The following is an 18768-nucleotide window of genomic DNA, read 5'->3' as shown; positions in this document are numbered from 1 at the left end:
TACGTCACTGTACGGCCCGGCCTGTTCAGGGGTGCGAGTACGAGGGGGCTCCTTCGACCTCGAACGCCACCTCGTCGGCGTAGCACCACCACCAGTCCTCCCCCGGTTCGAAGGACTGCACGAGCGGGTCCCCGGTGGTGTGGAAATGGAGCCGGGCGTGCCGGTTGGGCGAACTGTCGCAGCACCCCACATGCCCGCAGGTCATGCAGAGACGGAGGTGTACCCATGCGCTGCCGCTCGCCAGGCACTCCTGGCAACCGTCGGCGGCCGGCGTGACGTCGGGGCGTGCCTTGGTGAGATGGATGCAGGCCGGCGTGGTCATGAACTCTCCCTACCCATGATCACGGAAGGTTCTCCGTGTTCCGGCGCGGAAAAGTTTCCGTCGTCACGGGAGGAGACGGGCCGTCGCTCCTTGCGGATCTCCACGGCGGTGTAGAGCGTCGGCACCAGGACCAGCGTCAGCAGCGTCGAACTGAGCAGTCCCCCGATCACCACGACGGCCAGCGGTTTGGAGATGAACCCGCCCTCACCGGTGAGGCCGAGCGCCATCGGGAGCAGCGCGAAGATCGTCGCGAACGCGGTCATGAGGATCGGCCGCAGGCGGCGCCGGCCGCCCTCGACCACGGCGTCGGCGACGCTCATCCCCTGTCGCCGGTACTGGTTGATCAGATCCATCAGCACGATCGCGTTGGTGACGACGATGCCGACCAGCATCAGCGCGCCGATCAGGGCGGGTACTCCCAGGGCCGTGTCGGTGGCCAGGAGCAGGCCCAGCGCGCCGGTCGCCGCGAACGGGATCGAGACCAGCAGCAGCAGCGGCTGGACCAGGCTGCGGAACGTAGCGACCATGATCAGGAAGACGATCGCGATCGCGGCCACCAGCGCGAGGCCGAGATCGCCGAACGCGCTGGACTGGCTGGCCGTCACGCCACCGATCTCGTACGCCGCGCCGGCCGGGAGCTTCAGCGCGGACAGTCGGGTGCGCAGGTCGCGGCTGGCGACTCCGGTGTCGCTGCCGGCCGCGGTGCCGCTGACGGTCGCGCTGCGGGCGCCGTCGACCCGGCTGATCTGCACCGGGCCGGGCACCTGCGAAACCTCGGCCACCTCGTCGAGCCGCACCGGCCCGGCCGCCGATCCGACCGTCAGCGCCCTGACCCCGTCCAGGTCCACCGGCGCCGCGCCGCCCTGGAGCACGACGTCGCGGGTCGTGCCGTCGATCGTCACCTGGGTAACGGCGCTGCCCCGGAGGGCCTGGGTCACCAGTTGGCCGATCACCACCTGGTTCAGCCCGTACTGCGCCGCCCGGTCGGACCTGACCCGTACCTGGATGCGCGGCGTGCTCTCGGTGAGGTCGCTGGTGACGTCGGTGGCGCCGGGGACGGCGGCCATCGCCCGGCGTACCTGCTCGGCGGCGCGGGAGAGCACCTGCGGGTCGGCGGCCCGCACGGTCACCTGCAGGCCGTTGGAGTTGTATCCGCCGCGTCCGGCGTTGACCGACACCTCGCCCACGCCGGTGAGGCGACCGATCCTGGCCCGGACCGTGTTCTGCAGCCTCGTGAGGTCGGTGCCGTCCTTAACGGTGATCGAATAGCTGGCGGTGTTCGGGCTGGGCGCCGCGCCGAAGCTGAACCCCGCCCGGCCACCCACGCTCACCTGGTAGGCCTGGATCTCGCGGAACCCGGCCAGCACCCCTTCGACCTTCCCGGCCGCCGCGTCGGTCGTGTCCAGACTGGTACTGACCGGCATGGTCTGGGTCAGGTTGAACGTGTTCTGGCCGGACGAGTCCAGGAAGTTCGTCTTCAGCAACGGCACCAGCGCGAACGTGCCGGCGAGGATCAGCAGCGCCACCGCCATGGTGGACCCGCGGTGCCGGGTGGCCCAGCCGACCACCGGAAGGTACGCCCGTTGCAGGACACCGTTGCGCTCGCGCGCCTCCACCCCGGCGCGGAACGCCTCGGCGTCGCCCGAGTGCGGCGACGGCTTGAGGAACCAGTACCCGAGGACGGGGATCACGGTCAACGCGACCAGCAGCGAGGCGAGCAGCGCGATCACGACCGTGACGGCGAACGAGCTGAAGAGCTGCCCGACCAGGCCACCGACGAAGGCGATCGGAAGGAACACCGCGACGGTGGTGAGGGTGGAGGCCGTGACCGCGCCGGCGACCTCGCGGACGCCGGTGAGAATCGCGTCTGTCTTGTCCTCGCCGTACCCGAGGTGGCGCTTGATGTTCTCTCCGACAACGATCGAGTCGTCGACGACCCGGCCGACCGCGATGGTCAGCGCCCCGAGGGTCAGGATGTTCAACGAGTACCCGCCGGCGGCCAGCCCGATCAGCGCGATCACCACGGAGAGCGGGATCGACACGGCCGTCACCAGCGTCGAGCGCACCGACGACAGGAACATCAGGATGACCAGGACCGCCATCGCCAGCCCCAGCAGCCCCTCCGTGGTCAGCCCGCGGATCGACCGCTCCACGTACGGCGCCTGGTCGTAGACGACGGTGAGCTGGGCGTCGCCGCCGAGCGCGCGGGTCAGCTCCGGCAGCCTGTCGCGTACGGCGTGCGAGATCGACACGGCGTTGCCGTCGGAGCGCTGCGTGACGGCGACGCCGAGACTCGGCTTGCCGTTGGTACGCGTCAACGACGTGGCCGGGGCGTAGTCGTCGGTCACGGTGGCGACGTCACCGAGGCGTACCGGCGTGGCGGCCCGGCTGGCGCTCGGGCTCGGCTGGACGCCCGGACTCTGCTCCGTGCCGGGGCTCGGCTGCGCGCCGCCCGGGGTGGTCGGGCCGGTGCGCCCCTGGCCGCCGGCTCCGGTCGCGGTCGCGGTCGCGGTCGCCGGCGCCGGCGCCAGGTACAGGTTGCGAATGTCGTCCACCGAGGCGAGCCGACTGCCGACCTGTACGGTCAAAGTCTTGTCCCCGCTGGTCAGGGAGCCGGCGGGCACCGGCGCGCCGCTGGCCGTCAGCGCCGAGGTGATCGAGGCCGCGGTCAGCCCGGCGGCCGACAGTCTCGCCTGGTCGGGCCTGATCGTGACGACCTTGTCGCGGGTGCCCTGCAGGCTCGCCTGGTTGACGCCGTCGATGCCGGTGAGCACCGGCAGTACCGATTTGTTGATCCTGTCGGCGAGCTGCTGCTGGTCGCCGGTCGATCCGACCGCGAGCTGCACCACCGGGATGTCGTCGGTGCTGCCGGCGACCACCCGCGTGGTGACCGGCGACGGGAGCTGCCCGGAGACCTGGGTGACCGCGTCCTGGATGCCGCGCACCGCGGCGGCGACGTCGGTGCCGTACTCGAACTGGACCTGCACCGTCGCCGAGCCCTCCTTCGAGGTCGAGGTGACCCCCGAGACGCCCGGCACGCCGCGCACCTGCTCCTCGATCGGCACCGTGACCTGCTGCTCCACCACGTCGGGTGCGGCACCCGGATAGGACGCCGCGACGGACGCCGCGGGGAACTGCAGGGACGGGAAGAGCTGCTGCTTGAGCCGCGGGACCGTGAAGAGGCCGAACGCGGCCACGATGATCGCCATCAGCGCCACGACGCCGCGGTTGGCGAGGCTGAGTCTGGCCAGGAACGTCACCCGTCCACAATGGTGGCTTCCGGGCGTGCCGGCATCCGCTGGCGGCGGGTCGCCCGCACCGGTCGACCCGGAGTGCGGCAGGCTGGACGCATGCGCCTCGCCACGTGGAACGTCAACTCGGTACGGGCCCGGCTGCCGCGGCTGCTGGAGTGGCTGGCCACGACGAAGCCCGACGTCGTCTGCCTCCAGGAGACCAAGTGCCCGGCCGACGCCTTCCCGGCGGCCGAGGTCGCCGAACTCGGGTACGCCACCGCCGCGCACGGCATCGGCCAGTGGAACGGCGTCGCCCTGCTGTCGCGGATCGGCCTCGACGACGTCGCCCGAGGCTTTCCGGACGAGCCGGGCTTCCCCGACCCGGAGGCGCGGGCGATCTCGGCGACCTGCGACGGGGTACGGGTCTGGTCGGTGTACGTGCCGAACGGCCGCACCCCGGACTCGCCGCACTACACGTACAAGCTGGCCTGGCTCGCCGGGCTGCGCGAGTCGCTCGCGCATGCCGTCGGCACCGGGCGGTCGCTCGCGGTCTGTGGTGACTTCAACGTCGCGCCGACCGACGCCGACGTCTGGGACCCGGCGCTCTTCGTCGACTCGACGCACGTGACGGCACCCGAGCGGCAGGCGTTGGCCGACATCCTCGCGCTCGGCCTGCGCGACGTGGTGCCGCGGCCGATGAAGGGCGACAACCCGTTCACCTACTGGGACTACCGCGCCGGCATGTTCCACCAGGACAAGGGCATGCGCATCGACCTGGTCTACGCCACCGACGACCTGGCCGGCCGGGTGCGCTCGGCGTACATCGACCGGGAGGCCCGCAAGGGCAAGGGCCCCTCCGACCACGCGCCGATCGTCGTCGACCTCTGACATCGTCGCCGTTCGCCGGTCACCGGCGCTTGAGCGGGCCAGAACCGCTACCCACCCAGAGCCGACCCTAATTCTTTGCTCCGAGAACCCGCGAAACGGGTGGATTCGCGGGTGATCCTCTTCCCCGCTGCCGCGTCGCCGTACAGGATCAGGCACGCCAATGCGTGCCCGATCGCGTTCCGCGCGGCGCGCGCCCCGACAGGGAGGGTTGTGTGAAGGCAAAGACAAGACGACTCGTCGTCTTCAGTACCGCCGCCGTCATGGCCGCGCTGAGTGCCGGGTCGGCCGCGTGGTCCGCGCCGGCCGCCTCCTCGGCGGCGCCGGGCATCACCTGGGGTGCGTGCGAGCGGGCGAGTCTGGTGAAGGCCGGCGCGGAGTGCGGATTCCTCTCCGTACCGCTGGACTACAGCCGCCCGAACGGCACGAAGATCAAGCTCGCGGTGTCGCGGGTCAAGCACAAGACGCCCGACTCGCAGTACCAGGGCGTCATGCTGGTCAACCCCGGCGGCCCCGGCGGCTCCGGGCTCGGCCTGTCCGTCCTCGGCAGGTACGTGCCGAAGAACGCCGGCGACGCCTACGACTGGATCGGCTTCGACCCGCGCGGCGTCGGCTCGAGCCAGCCGGCGATCAGCTGCCTGCCCGAGTACATGGGCCCGAACCGGCCGGACTACATCCCGTGGCATGAGTCGCTGGAGAAGACGTGGCTGGACCGGTCGAAGTCGTACGCCGCCGCGTGCGGTAAGAACGACAAGATCGGGCTGCTCAACCACATCACCACGGTCGACGCGGCCAAGGACATGGAGAGCATCCGGACCGCCCTCGGTCAGCAGCAGATCAACTACTACGGCTCCTCGTACGGCACGTACCTGGGCCAGGTCTACTCGACGCTGTACCCCCAGCGGCTGCGCCGGATGGTCCTCGACGGCAACGTCGACGCGCGGAAGGTCTGGTACCAGGCCAACCTCGACCAGGACGTCGCGTTCGAGCGCAACGTCAAGATCTGGTTCGGCTGGCTGGCGAAGTACGACAGCGTCTACCACCTGGGCACGACCGCGGACCAGGTCGAGAAGCGCTGGTACGCCGAGCAGGTCAAGCTGCGCCTGAAGCCGGCCGGCGGGGTCGTCGGTCCGGACGAGTGGACCGACATCTTCCTGCAGGCCGGGTACTACCAGGTCACCTGGCTCGACCTGGCCGACACGTTCGCCAACTGGGTGCACACCGGTGACCCGGCGCCGCTGATCGCCGCGTACGAGGCCACCGACTCCCCCGGCGACGACAACGGGTACGCCGTCTACAACGCCGTGCAGTGCACGGACGTGCAGTGGCCGAGGTCCTGGGACCAGTGGAAGCGGGACAACTGGAACACGTTCCGGGTCGCGCCGTTCGAGACCTGGGGCAACGCTTGGTTCAACGCGCCGTGCCTGTACTGGCCGGCGAAGGCGAAGAGGCCGGTGAACGTCGACGGCCGCAACGTCGCCGGCGCCCTGCTGATCAACGAGACCCTGGACGCCGCGACGCCGTTCGAGGGCAGTCTCGAACTCCGGCGGCGGTTCCCGAACGCGGTCCTGATCGCGGAGCCGGGCGGCACCACGCACTCGGGCAGCCTGTACGGCAACGCGTGTGTCGACGACAAGATCGCCGACTACCTGCTCTCGGGCAAGCTACCCGCGCGCAAGGCCGGCGATGGTCCGGACGCCACCTGCGACCCGCTGCCGGAGCCGGTCCCCGCTGCCGCGGGGTCGTTCTCGGCGTCGTCGACGGACGTGAACGCGACCCGGGCCGATCTCCGACCCATGCTCCACGGCCGCCGATAACGGTGACTCTGCATGATCGCGGAGACCTTTGCGTGCTCCGGCGCGGAGGGGTCTCCGCGATCATGGGGGAGGACCAACGCCGGCTCGGACCTACAACGATCCCCTGGCGGCAACCCACTCCGTCGGCTGGCCGGTGATCGCGGCGATGCGGTCGTAGTCGGCGTCATAGTGAAGCAGCACGGCGCCGTGCAGTTCGGCCGTTGCGGCGATGATCAGGTCGGGCAGGTGGAAGTGCCGATGCTGGCTGGTGGTGGCGAGTTCGCGATGGACGGCGAGCGCCCGGTCCATCGCCTGGGTGGTGACGTCGATCCAGCGATGCCCGTGCAACGCTCCCCAGAGGACCTCGTACCCCTTCGGATCGGGGGCGTTGTTGAGGAACTCGAGGGCGGTCATCTGGCACCCGGCGAGCCGCCCCTCCGTGAGCAGGCGCTCAAAGCGCCGACGGACCTCCGGGTGTCGCCCCTGCAGGACGTAGACCGAGGTATCGGCGAGATATACGGGCGCGGACATCACGCCGCGTCGGTTGCCTGAGCGTCCTCGGTGAGGCGGGAAAGGTCCCGTCCCCCGCCATAGCGCCATCCCTCATGGGAGCCGGCGAAGTCCATCGGCACGCTGTCGAAGGCGGCGACGATCTCCACAGCCTGCTTACGGAGAGCGAAGGAGCGCAGCGCAGCGTTGATGGTCGCGACCTTGGTGTCGGTGCCCAGGACCTCGCGCGCGGCATCGAGCCAGTCGTCGTTCACGTCCACCGTGATGCGCGTCATGACTTGAACGGTACACCAAGATCACAATTTTCCACGCACCAGCCGTCAACCGCGTCGAGCACCACCACTCGCTCAACAGCTCTGCATGATCGCGGAGACCTTGCGTGCTCCGGCGCGGAAAGGTCTCCGCGATCATGAAATGGGTCGGCGTCAGGAGCCGATCGGACGGCCGTCCAGGCGCCACGACACGACCACCGCCGGCTTGGCGAAGTCCCCGTCCGGCCAGGTCGACGCCGGGTTGTCCATGGTTGCCCCGTCCACCTCACCCGGGTGCTGGACGTTGACGAACACCGAACGGCCGTCGCCCACGATGAACGGGCCGCAGGTCTCCGCACCGACGGGTACGGTCAGGAACTGCTTGACGTGGCCGCGCTCCGCGCCCTCCAGCGGTACGGCGAACAGGCCGTCGTTGGAGTCGAGCTGGTTGCCGTCGGTGGCGATCCACAGGTTGCCGGCACCGTCGAAGGTGACGTTGTCCGGGCAGGAGATCGGCGACACCTTGCTCTTGTCGTACCCGGCGAAGTAGGTGTTCGGGTCGTTCGGGTCGCCGCAGACCAGCAGCAGGTCCCAGCTGAACGACTCGGCGCCGTTGTCGCCGCCGTCCTCGGTGAGCTCCAGGACGTGGCCGTGCTTGTTGTTGTTGCGCGGGTTGACCTCGTCGGCGGCCGCCTTCGCGCCCGGCGCGCGCGAGGTGTTGTTGGTCAGCGCCGCGTACACCTTGCCGGTCTTCGGGTTGACCTCGACGTCCTCGGGCCGGTCCATCTTTGTCGCACCCATCTTGTCGGCGGCGAGCCGGGTGAAGACGAGAACCTCCTCGACGGTCATCCCCGGCACCAGCGACCGGTCGCCCCGTACCAGCGGGATCCAGCGGCCACGCCCGTTGAACGCGCCGTCCGACGGCAGCTTGCCGCTGCCGTCGATCTCCGCCGCGCTGGTGTACTCGAACTTCGCCACGTACAGCGTTCCCGACTCCAGCAGCGTCAGGTTGTGCCGGCGGGCCTTCTCCGAGTGCCCATGGTCCATCCGCTTGTCGGAGACGAACTTGTACAGGTAGTCGAACCGCTCATCGTCGCCCATGTACGCGACCGCCCGGCCGTCCTTGGCGAGGGCGATCGTCGCGCCCTCGTGCTTGAAGCGCCCGAGCGCGGTGTGCTTGCGCGGCGTCGATCCCGGCGTGTACGGGTCGATCTCGACGATCCAACCGAACCGGTGCGCCTCGTTGCCGTTGACCTTCAGGTCGAAGCGGGCGTCGGCCCGCTCCCACTTGCGGCTGCCCGACGGGTACCGCTTGGTGGTGTCGATGCCGTAGCGCGCCAGGGCCGGCCGGATCGCCGCCGGCGCCTCGTCGCCGCCGACGAAGTACTGGTTGAAGTTCTCCTCGCCGGAGAGCACCGTGCCCCACGGCGTGACGCCGCCGGAGCAGTTGTTGAGGGTACCGATGACGGTCCTGCCGGCCGGGTCGGCCTTGGTACGCAGCAGCGGCGAACCGGCGGCCGGGCCGTCCACGGTGAACGGGGTGTCCAGCATGGTGATCCGGCGGTTGTACCGGCGCGGGCCCCGGCCGACCGGCGTCCACCGGCCGGTGTCGCCGACCCGCTCGATCTCCACCACGCTCAACCCGTGCGCCGCCATGGCGATCTTCACCTGGTCCACCGTGAGCGCGTCGTGCGTCGTGAAGCCGGGGAACATCAGCTCTTCGTTGGTGTACTCGTGGTTGCTCACCAGCAGCGCCCGGTCCCGGCCGAGCGGCAGCACGGCCAGGAAGTCGTTGTTGTACCCGAACTGCTTGAGCTGGGCCTGCCAGCTCTGCTTCCGGACGTCGAACGCCGGTGCGCCGGGAACGACCGCGTCACCCCAGCGGATCACCACTGCGGAGTCGTAGCCGTTCGGCACGACCAGCGTGTCGAGCTGGTTCGGCGGGATCGGCTTGAACGTCAACACGGCAGCAGCGGCGGTCGGCGCGGCGGCCGGGTCAACCTCCGGCACCTCGGGCCGCGCCCCGTCGGGGTCGGCGAGCGCCGGAGTCGCGGCCCCGGCCAGGCCGGCGCCGGCCGCGCCGACGACCAGCGCGCCGAGCGCGCCCGCGCGGACCAGCCCACGCCTGGTCAGACCGGTCGAGATGAGGTCACCGAGATACTCGTTGTCGGACTCGTTCGGTACCGGGTGGTCGCACGCGTTGCCGCACCGGTACTGGCACGTCATGGCGCTCCGTCCGGTGTGACCGCGCTGCGCCGTACCGATGACGGGCAGCAGCCGCCGGAAGTCGGGCATCAGGTTCCTCCGCTGTCGGGGGTGTACGTATCGGCACGCTAGGAGCACCCGGGGGCCGGCGGCAAGCATCGCGGTCAATATCTACCGAAGTATCGGGGCAAGGAGCGGGGCGCCGCCGCGGACTCAGCCGGCTGCGGCCGCGGCGGCGTGCTCGGCCGCCGGGCTCGGTGCCGGCCGGCGACGGCGCAGCAGCAGCGACAGCCCGGCCGCGGCGATGGCCAGCGCGCCGGCGACGTACCAGGCGAGCGCGTAGTCGCCGAGCCGGTCGCGGACGACGCCGGCGGCCGTCGCGGCGAGCGCGGCGCCGATCTGGTGGGAGGCGAACACCCAGCCGAAGACGACGGGGCCGGCGTCACCGAAGTACTCCCGGCACAGGGTGACGGTCGGCGGCACGGTCGCCACCCAGTCCAGCCCGTAGAACAGGACGAAAACCAGCATGCTCGGCCGCGCCGACGGGCCGAACAGGCTGGGCAGGACCAGCAGCGAGGCGCCGCGCAGCCCGTAGTACGCGCCGAGCAGCACCCGGCTGTCGACCCGGTCGGTCAGCCAGCCGGACGCGACCGTACCCGCGACGTCGAAGATGCCGATCAACGCGAGCAGGCTCGCCGCGGCGGTCTCGGGCATCCCGTGGTCGTGCGCGGCCGGGATGAAATGGGTACCCACCAGCCCGTTGGTGGTCATGCCGCAGATCGCGAAACCGCCGGCGAGCAGCCAGAACGGCCGGGTACGGGCGGCGGACCCCAGCACGCCGAGCGCCCGCCGCACCGCGCCCCGCCCGGCGGGCGGTCCCGCCAACGGTGGATCGTCGGCGGTCGCGCCGTAGGCCCGCACCCCGAGGTCGCTGGGGTGGTCCCGCAGCCGCCACAGGACAAGAGGTACGACGGAGACCGCCACCGCGGCCACGACCAGCGCCGCGGCGCGCCAGCCGCGGCCCTGCACCAGGTACGCCAGCAGCGGCAGGAACACGAGTTGCCCGGCCGCGCCGCCGGCGGTGAGTACGCCGGTCACCAGGCCGCGCCGGTGCACGAACCACCGGCCGGTGACCGTCGCGACGAAGCCGAGCGCCATCGAACCGGTACCGAGCCCGACGAGCACCCCCCAGAGCAGAACGAGTTCGATGCTCGACCGCATGAACACGGTCAGGCCGCTGCCGGCCGCGACGAGGAGCAGCGCGCCGGCCACCACGTACCGGATGCCGAGCCGCTCCATCAGCGCGGCGGCGAACGGGGCGGTCAACCCGTACAGGATGAGGTTGACCGATACGGCGGCCGAGATGACCCCGAGCGGCCAACCGAACTCCGCGTGCAGCGGGTGCAGCATCACGCCCGGGGTGGCGCGGAAGCCCGCGGCGCCCACCAGGGCGACGAAGGCGACGGCGGCGACGGTCCAGGCGGGGTGCGGTCGACGGGTCACCCGACCAGTGTCGATCAACCCGGCACGGAACGACGAGTCGGTCGGGTCACCCGTGCGGTGCTGACCGAATGGACGAACCTGAGGGTACGGACGTTCGCCCGCCGCTGCCGTGCGGCTGCGGGTATCGGCCCGACCCGCTGGCCGCTTGAGCGATGCGCGGCGCGACGACAGACCGGCGCGGGTGCCACGCGCCCTGCGGAGGGCAGTTGACCCTGCATACAGGCGTGACCACAACTACCGCAATTCCCCTGACCCGGCATTCAACGGCTACCGTGTACCGCAGGTTTTTGCTGGAGTATCGAGAGATGGGAGGGCGATGCCCGCCACTCCGCATCCCCCGGGTCGTGGCCGCGCCGACGCTGGCCGACGCTCCGGCGCCGAGTTCACCTCGGGGCCGGTCTACGCCTCGGGACCCCCCGGCGCCGGTGCCCAGCCGCACCTGCCGCCCGGACCGACAGGCCGAGGCATGCCCCCGCCCGGACCGACAGGCCGAGGCATGCCCCCGCCCGCGCCGGGCGGGCCGCCCCGGTCGCCGATGCCGGGCGAGCCGCCTCGGCCACCCGCCGGTAACCGGCCACCCGCCAACCGGCCGCCCGCCGACCGGCCACCGACCGCCAAGAAGAAGCGGCGCGGCGACCCGTGGTGGGCGAAGGTGCTGGTCATCTCCGGCGCGATCCTGATGCTGCTCAGCGGCACCGCCATCGCCGGCGGCCGTGTACTGATGGACCGGTACACCGGCGCGGTGCACCAGCAGAGCCTGCTCGGGTCCGAGGCGATGGCGAGCGGCACCTCGATCAACGGTCCGCTGACCGTACTGCTGGTCGGCATCGACGAGCGGCCCGGCGAGAACGCCGAGGGTTCGCGCTCCGACTCGATCATCCTGCTGCACGTCAGCGCCAACCACGACGCCGCCTACCTGGTGTCGATCCCGCGCGACTCGCGGGTGACCATCCCGCCGTTCCCGAAGAGCCGCTACCCCGGCGGCACTGACAAGATCAATTCGGCGTTCTTCTTCGGCAGTCAGAACGGTGGCGGCCGTGCCGGCGGCTTCGAACTGCTGGCCCTGACGATCAAGAAGATGACCGGCATCACGTTCAACGCCGGGGCGATCGTCAACTTCTCCGGATTCCAGGCCGTCACCAAGGCCCTCGGCGGCGTGCACATGTGCGTCGACGAGAAGGTCACGTCGATCCACATCGGCCAGGACTCCAAGGGCAAATTCGCCGCCCCGTACCGGATGACGCCCGACCTCCGGCCGATCCCGGTACCGGGGGTGAAGCCGCAGGTGTACGAGCCCGGCTGCTACGACATGTCCGACTGGCAGGCTCTGGACTACGTCCGCCAGCGCGAACTGGTCCCGGACGGCGACTACGGCCGCCAGCGCCACCAGCAGCAGTTCGTCAAGGCGCTGGCGAAGAAGACCCTGAGCAGCGGGGTGGTGGCCAACCCGACCAAGCTCGACGGCGTCCTCCGCGCCGCCGGTCAGGCCCTGACCGTCGACAGCGGCAAGTTCGCGCTGAGCAACTGGCTGTTCACCCTCAAGGACATCAACCCGAACAACGTCGCCATGATCAAGACCAACGCCGGGAACTTCCACTCCGAGATCATCGACGGCCAGGCGTTCGAGACGCTCGACCCGACCAGCCTGGAGCTGTTCCAGGCGATCCGTGACGACAACGTCGACTCGTTCGTCGCCGCCAACCCGAGCTGGGTCAACTCCGACGGCGGGCCACAGAGCTGACCGTCAACCCGGCGGCTGCCAGGTCTGCCTGGTAGCCGCCGGACCGCTCGGATAGCGTGACAAGGGTGCTCGGCCTGCCCGCAGGCATCGGTGCCTGCCTGTTCGACCTCGACGGCGTGCTCACCCCGACCGCCGCGGTGCACGCGGCGGCGTGGAAGGAGACGTTCGACGGCTTCCTGCGCGAGCGCTCGGCGCGTACCGGGGAGCCGTTCACACCCTTCGACCCGGTCGCCGACTACGACGAGTACGTGGACGGAAAGCCCCGTGCCGACGGCACCCGCTCCTTCCTCGAGTCCCGCCACATCTCGTTACCCGAGGGCGGCCCGGACGACCCGCCGGGCGAGGAGACCGTCCAGGGGCTGAGCTCCCGCAAGGACGAGGCGTTCGCGCGGCGGCTGCACCGCGACGGGGTCGAGCCGTACGAGGGGTCGGTACGCTACCTGAAGGCGGCGCGCGACGCGGGCCTTCGGCGCGCGGTCGTGTCGTCGAGCAGGCACTGCGCGGAGATCCTGGCCGCGGCCGGCATCGCCGACCTGATCGAGGAGCGGATCGACGGCATCGTCGCGCAGCGCGAGGGCCTGCGCGGCAAGCCGGCGCCGGACACGTTCCTGGCCGCCGCCCGCAGGCTGGGCGTACCAGCAACCGCCGCCGCGGTCTTCGAGGACGCGCTGGCCGGCGTCGCCGCGGGCCGGGCCGGCGGGTTCGGGTACGTGGTGGGGGTGGACCGGGCGGGCCAGGCCGACGCGCTGTACGCGCACGGCGCGGACGTCGTGGTGAAGGACCTCGCCGAACTACTGGACCGGCCGGAGCCGGGAACCCCACGATGATCACCCATCCCGACTTCCCCGCCGAACCGTGGGACGTCCGCGAAAGCGGCCTGGACCTTGGCGTGCTGGCCCAGTCCGAGTCGGTGTTCGCGCTGTCCAACGGCCACATCGGGCTGCGGGGCAACCTCGACGAGGGCGAGCCGCACGCGCTGCCGGGCACCTATCTGAATTCGGTGTTCGAGTTCCGCCCGCTGCCGTACGCCGAGGCCGGCTACGGCTACCCCGACTCCGGGCAGACGGTCATCAACGTCACCAACGGCAAGCTGATCCGGCTGCTGGTCGAGGACGAGCCGTTCGACGTGCGCTACGGCGAACTGGTCGCCCACGAGCGGGTGCTGTCGCTGCGCGACGGCGTGCTGCGGCGCACCGCGCAGTGGATCTCGCCCTCCGGCCACGGCGTGCACGTCTCCACGACCCGGCTGGTGTCGTTCACCCAGCGCGCGACCGCGGCGATCGAGTACGAGGTGCGCCCGGTCGACGGGCCGCTGCACCTCGTGCTCCAGTCCGAACTCGTGGCCAACGAGCAGTTGCCGGCGATGTCGGACGACCCGCGGGCGGCGGCCGTGCTGGAGGCGCCGCTGGTACCCGAGCAGCACAGCGCGCACGACGCGCACGCCCACCTGGTGCACAGCACGCGCCAGAGCGGGCGCCGGGTCGGTGCGGCCATGGACCACCTGGTGGACTGCCCGGCGGATGTGCAGACGTTCATCGAGTGCACCGAGAACACCGCGCGGTTCACGCTCATCACCCGGCTCGCCGCCGGCCAGTCGCTGCGGCTGGTGAAGTTCCTGGCGTACGGCTGGTCCAGCCAGCGGTCGATCCCGGGCATCTCCGCGCAGGTGGAGGCGGCGCTCGCGCTGGCACGGGCCAGCGGCTGGGAGGGCCTACTGGCCGAGCAGCGCGCGTACCTCGACGACTACTGGGCCCGCGCCGACGTCGACCTGGAGGGCGACCAGGAGGTGCAGCAGGCCGTACGGTTCGCCCTGTTCCAGGTGCTCCAGGCGAGCGCGCGGGCCGAGCGCCGGCCAATCCCCGCCAAGGGCCTCACCGGGCCCGGCTACGACGGCCACGCGTTCTGGGACACCGAGTCGTTCGTGCTGCCGGTACTGACGTACACCACCCCGCACGCGGCGGCGGACGCCCTGCGGTGGCGGCACCTCACGCTCCGGGCCGCCCGCAAGCGCGCCCGTCAGCTCACCCTCGGCGGCGCGGCATTCCCCTGGCGCACCATCAACGGCGACGAGTGTTCCGGGTACTGGCCCGCCGGCACCGCCGCTTTCCACATCAACGCCGACATCGCGGACGCGGCGATCCGCCTGGCCGACGCGACCGGCGACGACCGGTTCGAGCGCGAGACCGGGCTCGCGCTGCTGGTCGAGACGGCACGCCTGTGGACTTCGCTGGGCTTCCACCACCCCGAGGGCAGCTTCCGGATCGACGGAGTGACCGGGCCGGACGAGTACAGCGCGCTCGCGGACAACAACGTGTACACGAATCTGATGGCGCAGCGGAACCTGCGCGGTGCGGTGGCGGCCGCGAGACGCCATCCGGACGCGGCCGCCGCGATGGGCGTCGACGACGAGGAGATCGCCGCCTGGCGGCGGGCCGCCGACGAGATGTTCGTGCCGTACGACGAGAAGCTCGAGGTCCATCCGCAGGCGGAGGAGTTCACCGACCACGAGGTCTGGGACTTCGCGCACACCCGTGCGGACCAGTACCCGCTGCTGCTGCACTTCCCGTACTTCCAGCTGTACCGCAAGCAGGTGGTCAAGCAGGCAGATCTGGTGATGGCGCTGTACAAGTGCGGCGACGCGTTCACCGCCGACGAGAAGGCCCGCGACTTCGCGTACTACGAGCCGTTGACCGTGCGCGACTCGTCGCTGTCGGCGTGCGTACAGGCGGTGCTCGCAGCGGAGGTGGGGCACCTGGACCTGGGGTACGACTACCTGGGCGAGGCCGCCCGGATGGACCTCGACGACCTCGAGCACAACACCGGCGACGGGCTGCACATCGCCTCGCTGGCCGGGGCGTGGATCGCGCTGGTCGCCGGGTTCGGCGGGATGCGTGACAGCGGCGGCTCGCTCGCGTTCGCCCCTCGGCTGCCGGAGCCGCTGACCCGCCTCACCTTCAGCGTCATGTGGCGCGGGCGGCGGTTGTGTGTGAACGTCACCGGCGCCGAGGCCACGTACTCGCTCGCCGGCGGTGACCCGCTCGAGCTGACCCACCACGGCCGGGCCTTCGCACTGGCGGTCGGGGAACCGGTCACCCATCCAATCCCGTCGATCAAGATCGGCTCTCGGCCCAGCCAGCCGCCGGGTCGGGCGCCCGCAAGGCGCTGGCCTTCACCCTCGGACAGCGGAGCGTAAATAGGTCCTTACGTATTGGTCATATTCGCTGGCCTGCTTTGTCAAACTCCGATATCTGCATCAGTATGTGCGGGTGCGCGCTGCCCGTCTTGCTCTCGTCGCCCTACTCGGCGTCGCCGCTGTGCCGTTCGCGGCCTCACCGGCGCTCGCCTCGGGCGGCGTCAACCTGACGCTGTCCCCCAGCCACGGCGCCGCGACCTCGACGGTCACCGCCTCGATCTCGTACCCGGCCAACCGCGACTGGTTCGGATACGACTGCGACGGCCCGATCACGATCAGCTGGGATGGCCGCGCCATCGCCCGGGTGGATCCGAACCGCAACGGCAGTACGTGCGGGGCCAGCGTCTCCATGAAGCCGGTCTCCGCCCCGCCGGGCACCCACGTCGTGAAGGCGTCGGTGGACAACCGGGGCAGCGCACAGGCGACGTTCACGGTCGACGCGCCGCAGGGTCCCCCGACCCCGCCCACCACGGCGCCCGCGCCCGCACCCGCGCCCGCGCCGACCGCGGGCAAGCCGTCGGCGCAGCCGTCGAAGTCCGCACAGCCGTCGAAGTCCGCGCACCCCTCGAAGTCCGCGCAGCCGGCGCCGTCCGCCTCGGCGGCCACCGTCCTGCTGCCGGACCTCCTGGGCCTCGGCGCGCTGAACGGCTCGGCGTCGCCGGTGGCGATCGACGACTCCGGAGTGATCGTCCAGCGCGCGGCCGGTACCCCGTTCGAGGTCTGGGTGTTCGGAGCCGGCGGGGCGCTGATCCTGTTCGGTACCGCGCTGCTCGGGACCGCGTTCATCCGGCGCCGCCGCCGCGCGTCGCTGACCGCTGCGCCGGCGACGCCGGCGGTCGGCCGCGTGCGCGTTACCGACATCACGTTTCAGTAGGCGGAAAATCGGAAATCATCCCTGTCCGGGTCAACCGGTGTGGGGGTGAGGTATGACAGCGATGCCGTCCTGGGATCTCGGTAGCGGTATGAGGATGGATCTGGAGTGTGACGACTGCGGCTATGTCATCTCACGGCCGGGTACGGACCGTATCGACTGGCACACGTTGTGGGGTACCGCGCGGAAGCTGGGTTGGGACGGGGGCGCCGAGCGCGCCGGCCGGCACACCTGTCCGGAGTGCGTAGCGCGGCTACAGCCCGCCGCCTGACCGGGTTTGTCCTGTTCTCCTGTGGGAAGGGCCGATCAAGGACCGAACCGCTGGAGGCGTTGATGACGACCGCGACCGCCATCCGTACGGTCAACTTGCCGTCCGGAGAGCCGATCCGGGTCCTGGGGCAGGGCACCTGGGGTATGGCCGAGGACGCGCGGCGGCGCGGTGACGAGATCGCGGCGCTACGGCTCGGCGTCGACCTCGGCCTGACGTTGATCGACACGGCCGAGATGTACGCCGACGGTGCCGCGGAGGGCCTCGTCGGCGAGGCGCTCGCCGACCGGCGCGACGAGCTGTTCCTGGTCGACAAGGTGCTGCCCAGCCATGCCACCCTCACCGGGACCATCACCGCGTGCGAGCGCAGCCTGCGCCGGTTGCGCACCGACCGGCTGGATTTGTACCTGCTGCACTGGCGCGGCCCGGTACCTCTCCAAGAAACCGTCGAGGCCTTCACCCTGCTGGTGGAGCGCGGACTGATCCGGCACTGGGGGGTCAGCAACTTCGACCTTTCCGACCTCGCCGAATTGACCGGCGTCCCGGGTGGTACGGGCGTCGAGACCGACCAGGTGTACTACAACCTCGCCCACCGCGGCATCGAGTGGGACCTGCTGCCACAGTGCCAGGCGTCCGGGCTGCCGGTCATGGCGTACTCCCCCTTCGACCACGGCCGGATGGTCGACCACCCGGCGCTCCAGGAGGTCGCGGCGCGGCACGACGCGACGCCGCCCCAGGTCGCGCTGGCCTGGGTACTGCTCCACGACGGGGTCGCCACCATCCCCAAGGCCTCGACGCCGGCCCACGTGCGGGACAACCGCGCCGCGTACGACATCCAACTGACCCAGTCCGACCTCAACCTGCTGGACAGCGCTTTCCCGCCCCCGTCGGGGCCGCAGCCACTCGAGGTGCTCTGAGGAGCCCGCTCATGAAGACCATGACCAGCACGGTGGTGCAGTGCAAGCACTGCGGAGCCAGCAATCGGGTACCGGCCGCGGCAAAGGGCGTACCGCGCTGCGGCAAGTGCCACAACCCGCTGCCGTGGGTCGCGGACGCCGACGACGACTCCTTCGCCGAGGTGGTGGAGCAGTCCACCCTCCCGGTGATCGTCGACATGTGGGCCGTGTGGTGCGGCCCCTGCCGGATGGTCACTCCCGCGCTGGAGACGGTCGCCACAGAGCTGGCCGGCCGGGTGAAGCTCGTCAAGGTCAACGTCGACCAGGCGCCGAAGCTCGCTCAGCGCTTCACGATCCAGGCCGTACCGACGCTCATCCTGATGAAGGACGGCCAGGTGATCGCCCGCCAGGCCGGTGCCGCCCCCGCCGCCGCGCTGCGGAGGTGGGTCGAGGACGCCCTGGCCAAGTCGGGCTGACGGGCCGCCAGGCATCCGCGCGGCTGGCCGTCGCGTCAGTCGGCCCGGTTGGAGCCGGACCGCGCGATGTGCGTCAGGAACTGGACGTTGGTCCGGGTCCGGCGCAACTGATCAAGGAGCTGCTCGGTCGCCTGCTGGGAGTCGAGCGCGTGCAGCGCCTTGCGCAGCTTGCGCACGATCGCAAGCTCCTCCGGCGCGAGCAGGACCTCTTCCCTGCGGGTACCGGAGGACGCGAGGTCGACGGCCGGGAACACCCGCCTGTCGGCGATCTTGCGGTCGAGCTTGAGCTCGGCGTTGCCCGTACTCTTGAACTCCTCGAAGATCAACGTATCGCCGGCCGACCCGGTCTCGACCAGCGCGGTGGCGATGATCGTCAGCGAGCCGCCCTTCTCGATGTTGCGGGCCGCGCCGAGGAACTGCTTGGGCGGCTGCAGCGCCGTGGAGTCGATACCGCCGGAGAGCGTACGGCCGCTGACCTTCGCGCCGAGGTTGTACGCCCGGCCCAGCCGGGTGATCGAGTCGAGCAGTACGACCACGTCGTGACCCAGCTCGACCAGGCGCTTGGCCCGCTCGATCGCCAGCTCCGCCACGCTCATGTGATCCGTCGGGGGACGGTCG

14 protein-coding genes and 1 pseudogene are annotated in these 18768 nt (G+C 70.9%); 8 read left to right on the top strand and 7 right to left on the bottom strand.

Annotated elements, in window-relative coordinates; all coding sequences use genetic code 11:
- Positions 1 to 25: 25 nt before the first annotated feature.
- Complete coding sequence (locus Pme01_RS29345) at positions 26 to 322, bottom strand: UBP-type zinc finger domain-containing protein (RefSeq protein WP_168115178.1); 297 nt, start codon at positions 320 to 322, stop codon at positions 26 to 28.
- A complete protein-coding gene (locus Pme01_RS29340; RefSeq protein ID WP_168115177.1) occupies positions 319 to 3582 on the bottom strand; it encodes an efflux RND transporter permease subunit in 3264 nt (1087 codons plus the stop codon). The genes Pme01_RS29345 and Pme01_RS29340 overlap by 4 nt, the downstream gene beginning before the upstream one ends.
- 90 nt (positions 3583 to 3672) lie before the next feature.
- Here Pme01_RS29340 and Pme01_RS29335 point away from each other — a divergent pair, with 90 nt between their 5' ends.
- Both Pme01_RS29335 and Pme01_RS29330 read left to right on the top strand, forming a co-directional pair.
- On the top strand, positions 3673 to 4443 hold the full coding sequence (locus Pme01_RS29335; RefSeq protein ID WP_168115176.1) for an exodeoxyribonuclease III: 771 nt from the start codon (positions 3673 to 3675) through the stop codon (positions 4441 to 4443).
- Positions 4444 to 4655: 212 nt separating this feature from the next.
- A complete protein-coding gene (locus Pme01_RS29330) occupies positions 4656 to 6257 on the top strand; it encodes an alpha/beta hydrolase (protein ID WP_239088532.1) in 1602 nt (533 codons plus the stop codon).
- A 90-nt stretch (positions 6258 to 6347) separates the two neighbouring features.
- Here the strand turns inward: Pme01_RS29330 and Pme01_RS29325 are convergent, their stop codons facing one another.
- The 4 genes from Pme01_RS29325 to Pme01_RS29310 all read right to left on the bottom strand — a co-directional run bounded on the left by Pme01_RS29325 (position 6348) and on the right by Pme01_RS29310 (position 10705).
- Entirely contained in the window at positions 6348 to 6767 is a 420-nt protein-coding gene (locus Pme01_RS29325; RefSeq protein ID WP_168115175.1) for a PIN domain nuclease, read from the bottom strand.
- Positions 6767 to 7021 (bottom strand): type II toxin-antitoxin system VapB family antitoxin, encoded by a 255-nt coding sequence (locus Pme01_RS29320; protein ID WP_168115174.1) that lies wholly within the window; start codon positions 7019 to 7021, stop codon positions 6767 to 6769. Before Pme01_RS29320 ends, Pme01_RS29325 begins: the two co-directional genes overlap by 1 nt.
- A 150-nt stretch (positions 7022 to 7171) precedes the next feature.
- On the bottom strand, positions 7172 to 9292 hold the full coding sequence (locus Pme01_RS29315) for a PhoX family protein (protein WP_168115173.1): 2121 nt from the start codon (positions 9290 to 9292) through the stop codon (positions 7172 to 7174).
- Between the two features lie 123 nt (positions 9293 to 9415).
- Positions 9416 to 10705, bottom strand: a complete 1290-nt coding sequence (locus Pme01_RS29310; RefSeq protein ID WP_168115172.1) for an MFS transporter — start codon at positions 10703 to 10705, stop codon at positions 9416 to 9418.
- A gap of 496 nt (positions 10706 to 11201) precedes the next feature.
- On the opposite strand from Pme01_RS29310, the gene Pme01_RS29305 reads away from it, so the two are divergent.
- The 6 genes from Pme01_RS29305 to trxA all read left to right on the top strand — a co-directional run bounded on the left by Pme01_RS29305 (position 11202) and on the right by trxA (position 18150).
- Entirely contained in the window at positions 11202 to 12446 is a 1245-nt protein-coding gene (locus tag Pme01_RS29305; protein WP_168115171.1) for an LCP family protein, read from the top strand.
- 65 nt (positions 12447 to 12511) lie between these two features.
- Positions 12512 to 13273, top strand: a complete 762-nt coding sequence (locus tag Pme01_RS29300) for a beta-phosphoglucomutase family hydrolase (RefSeq protein ID WP_168115170.1) — start codon at positions 12512 to 12514, stop codon at positions 13271 to 13273.
- Positions 13270 to 15639, top strand: coding sequence for a glycoside hydrolase family 65 protein (locus tag Pme01_RS29295; RefSeq protein ID WP_168115169.1), 2370 nt, complete (start codon positions 13270 to 13272; stop codon positions 15637 to 15639). The genes Pme01_RS29300 and Pme01_RS29295 overlap by 4 nt, the downstream gene beginning before the upstream one ends.
- 73 nt (positions 15640 to 15712) lie before the next feature.
- Entirely contained in the window at positions 15713 to 16513 is an 801-nt protein-coding gene (locus Pme01_RS29290) for a hypothetical protein (RefSeq protein WP_168115168.1), read from the top strand.
- A gap of 330 nt (positions 16514 to 16843) precedes the next feature.
- Complete coding sequence (locus Pme01_RS29285) at positions 16844 to 17695, top strand: aldo/keto reductase (protein ID WP_203935961.1); 852 nt, start codon at positions 16844 to 16846, stop codon at positions 17693 to 17695.
- An 11-nt stretch (positions 17696 to 17706) separates the two neighbouring features.
- Entirely contained in the window at positions 17707 to 18150 is a 444-nt protein-coding gene (gene trxA, locus Pme01_RS29280) for a thioredoxin (RefSeq protein ID WP_168115167.1), read from the top strand.
- Between the two features lie 35 nt (positions 18151 to 18185).
- On the opposite strand, the pseudogene Pme01_RS29275 reads toward trxA, so the two are convergent.
- Positions 18186 to 18768: pseudogene (locus tag Pme01_RS29275) on the bottom strand (transcription termination factor Rho); the annotation flags it as partial.

Origin of the sequence: Planosporangium mesophilum (assembly GCF_016863255.1) — a bacterium.
Lineage (GTDB): Bacteria > Actinomycetota > Actinomycetes > Mycobacteriales > Micromonosporaceae > Planosporangium > Planosporangium mesophilum.
Note: the sequence above shows the minus strand (reverse complement) of the source record. Positions and strands in the feature narration are given on the sequence as shown.

Excerpts from the sequence above, each read along its gene's own strand:
- Pme01_RS29345 (WP_168115178.1), bottom strand. The coding sequence starts at position 322 with ATGACCACGCCGGCCTGCATCCATCTCACCAAGGCACGCCCCGACGTC.
- Pme01_RS29335 (WP_168115176.1), top strand. The coding sequence starts at position 3,673 with ATGCGCCTCGCCACGTGGAACGTCAACTCGGTACGGGCCCGGCTGCCG.
- Pme01_RS29325 (WP_168115175.1), bottom strand. The coding sequence starts at position 6,767 with ATGTCCGCGCCCGTATATCTCGCCGATACCTCGGTCTACGTCCTGCAG.
- Pme01_RS29320 (WP_168115174.1), bottom strand. The coding sequence starts at position 7,021 with ATGACGCGCATCACGGTGGACGTGAACGACGACTGGCTCGATGCCGCG.
- Pme01_RS29315 (WP_168115173.1), bottom strand. The coding sequence starts at position 9,292 with ATGCCCGACTTCCGGCGGCTGCTGCCCGTCATCGGTACGGCGCAGCGC.
- Pme01_RS29305 (WP_168115171.1), top strand. The coding sequence starts at position 11,202 with ATGCCCCCGCCCGCGCCGGGCGGGCCGCCCCGGTCGCCGATGCCGGGC.
- Pme01_RS29295 (WP_168115169.1), top strand. The coding sequence starts at position 13,270 with ATGATCACCCATCCCGACTTCCCCGCCGAACCGTGGGACGTCCGCGAA.
- Pme01_RS29285 (WP_203935961.1), top strand. The coding sequence starts at position 16,844 with ATGACGACCGCGACCGCCATCCGTACGGTCAACTTGCCGTCCGGAGAG.
- trxA (WP_168115167.1), top strand. The coding sequence starts at position 17,707 with ATGAAGACCATGACCAGCACGGTGGTGCAGTGCAAGCACTGCGGAGCC.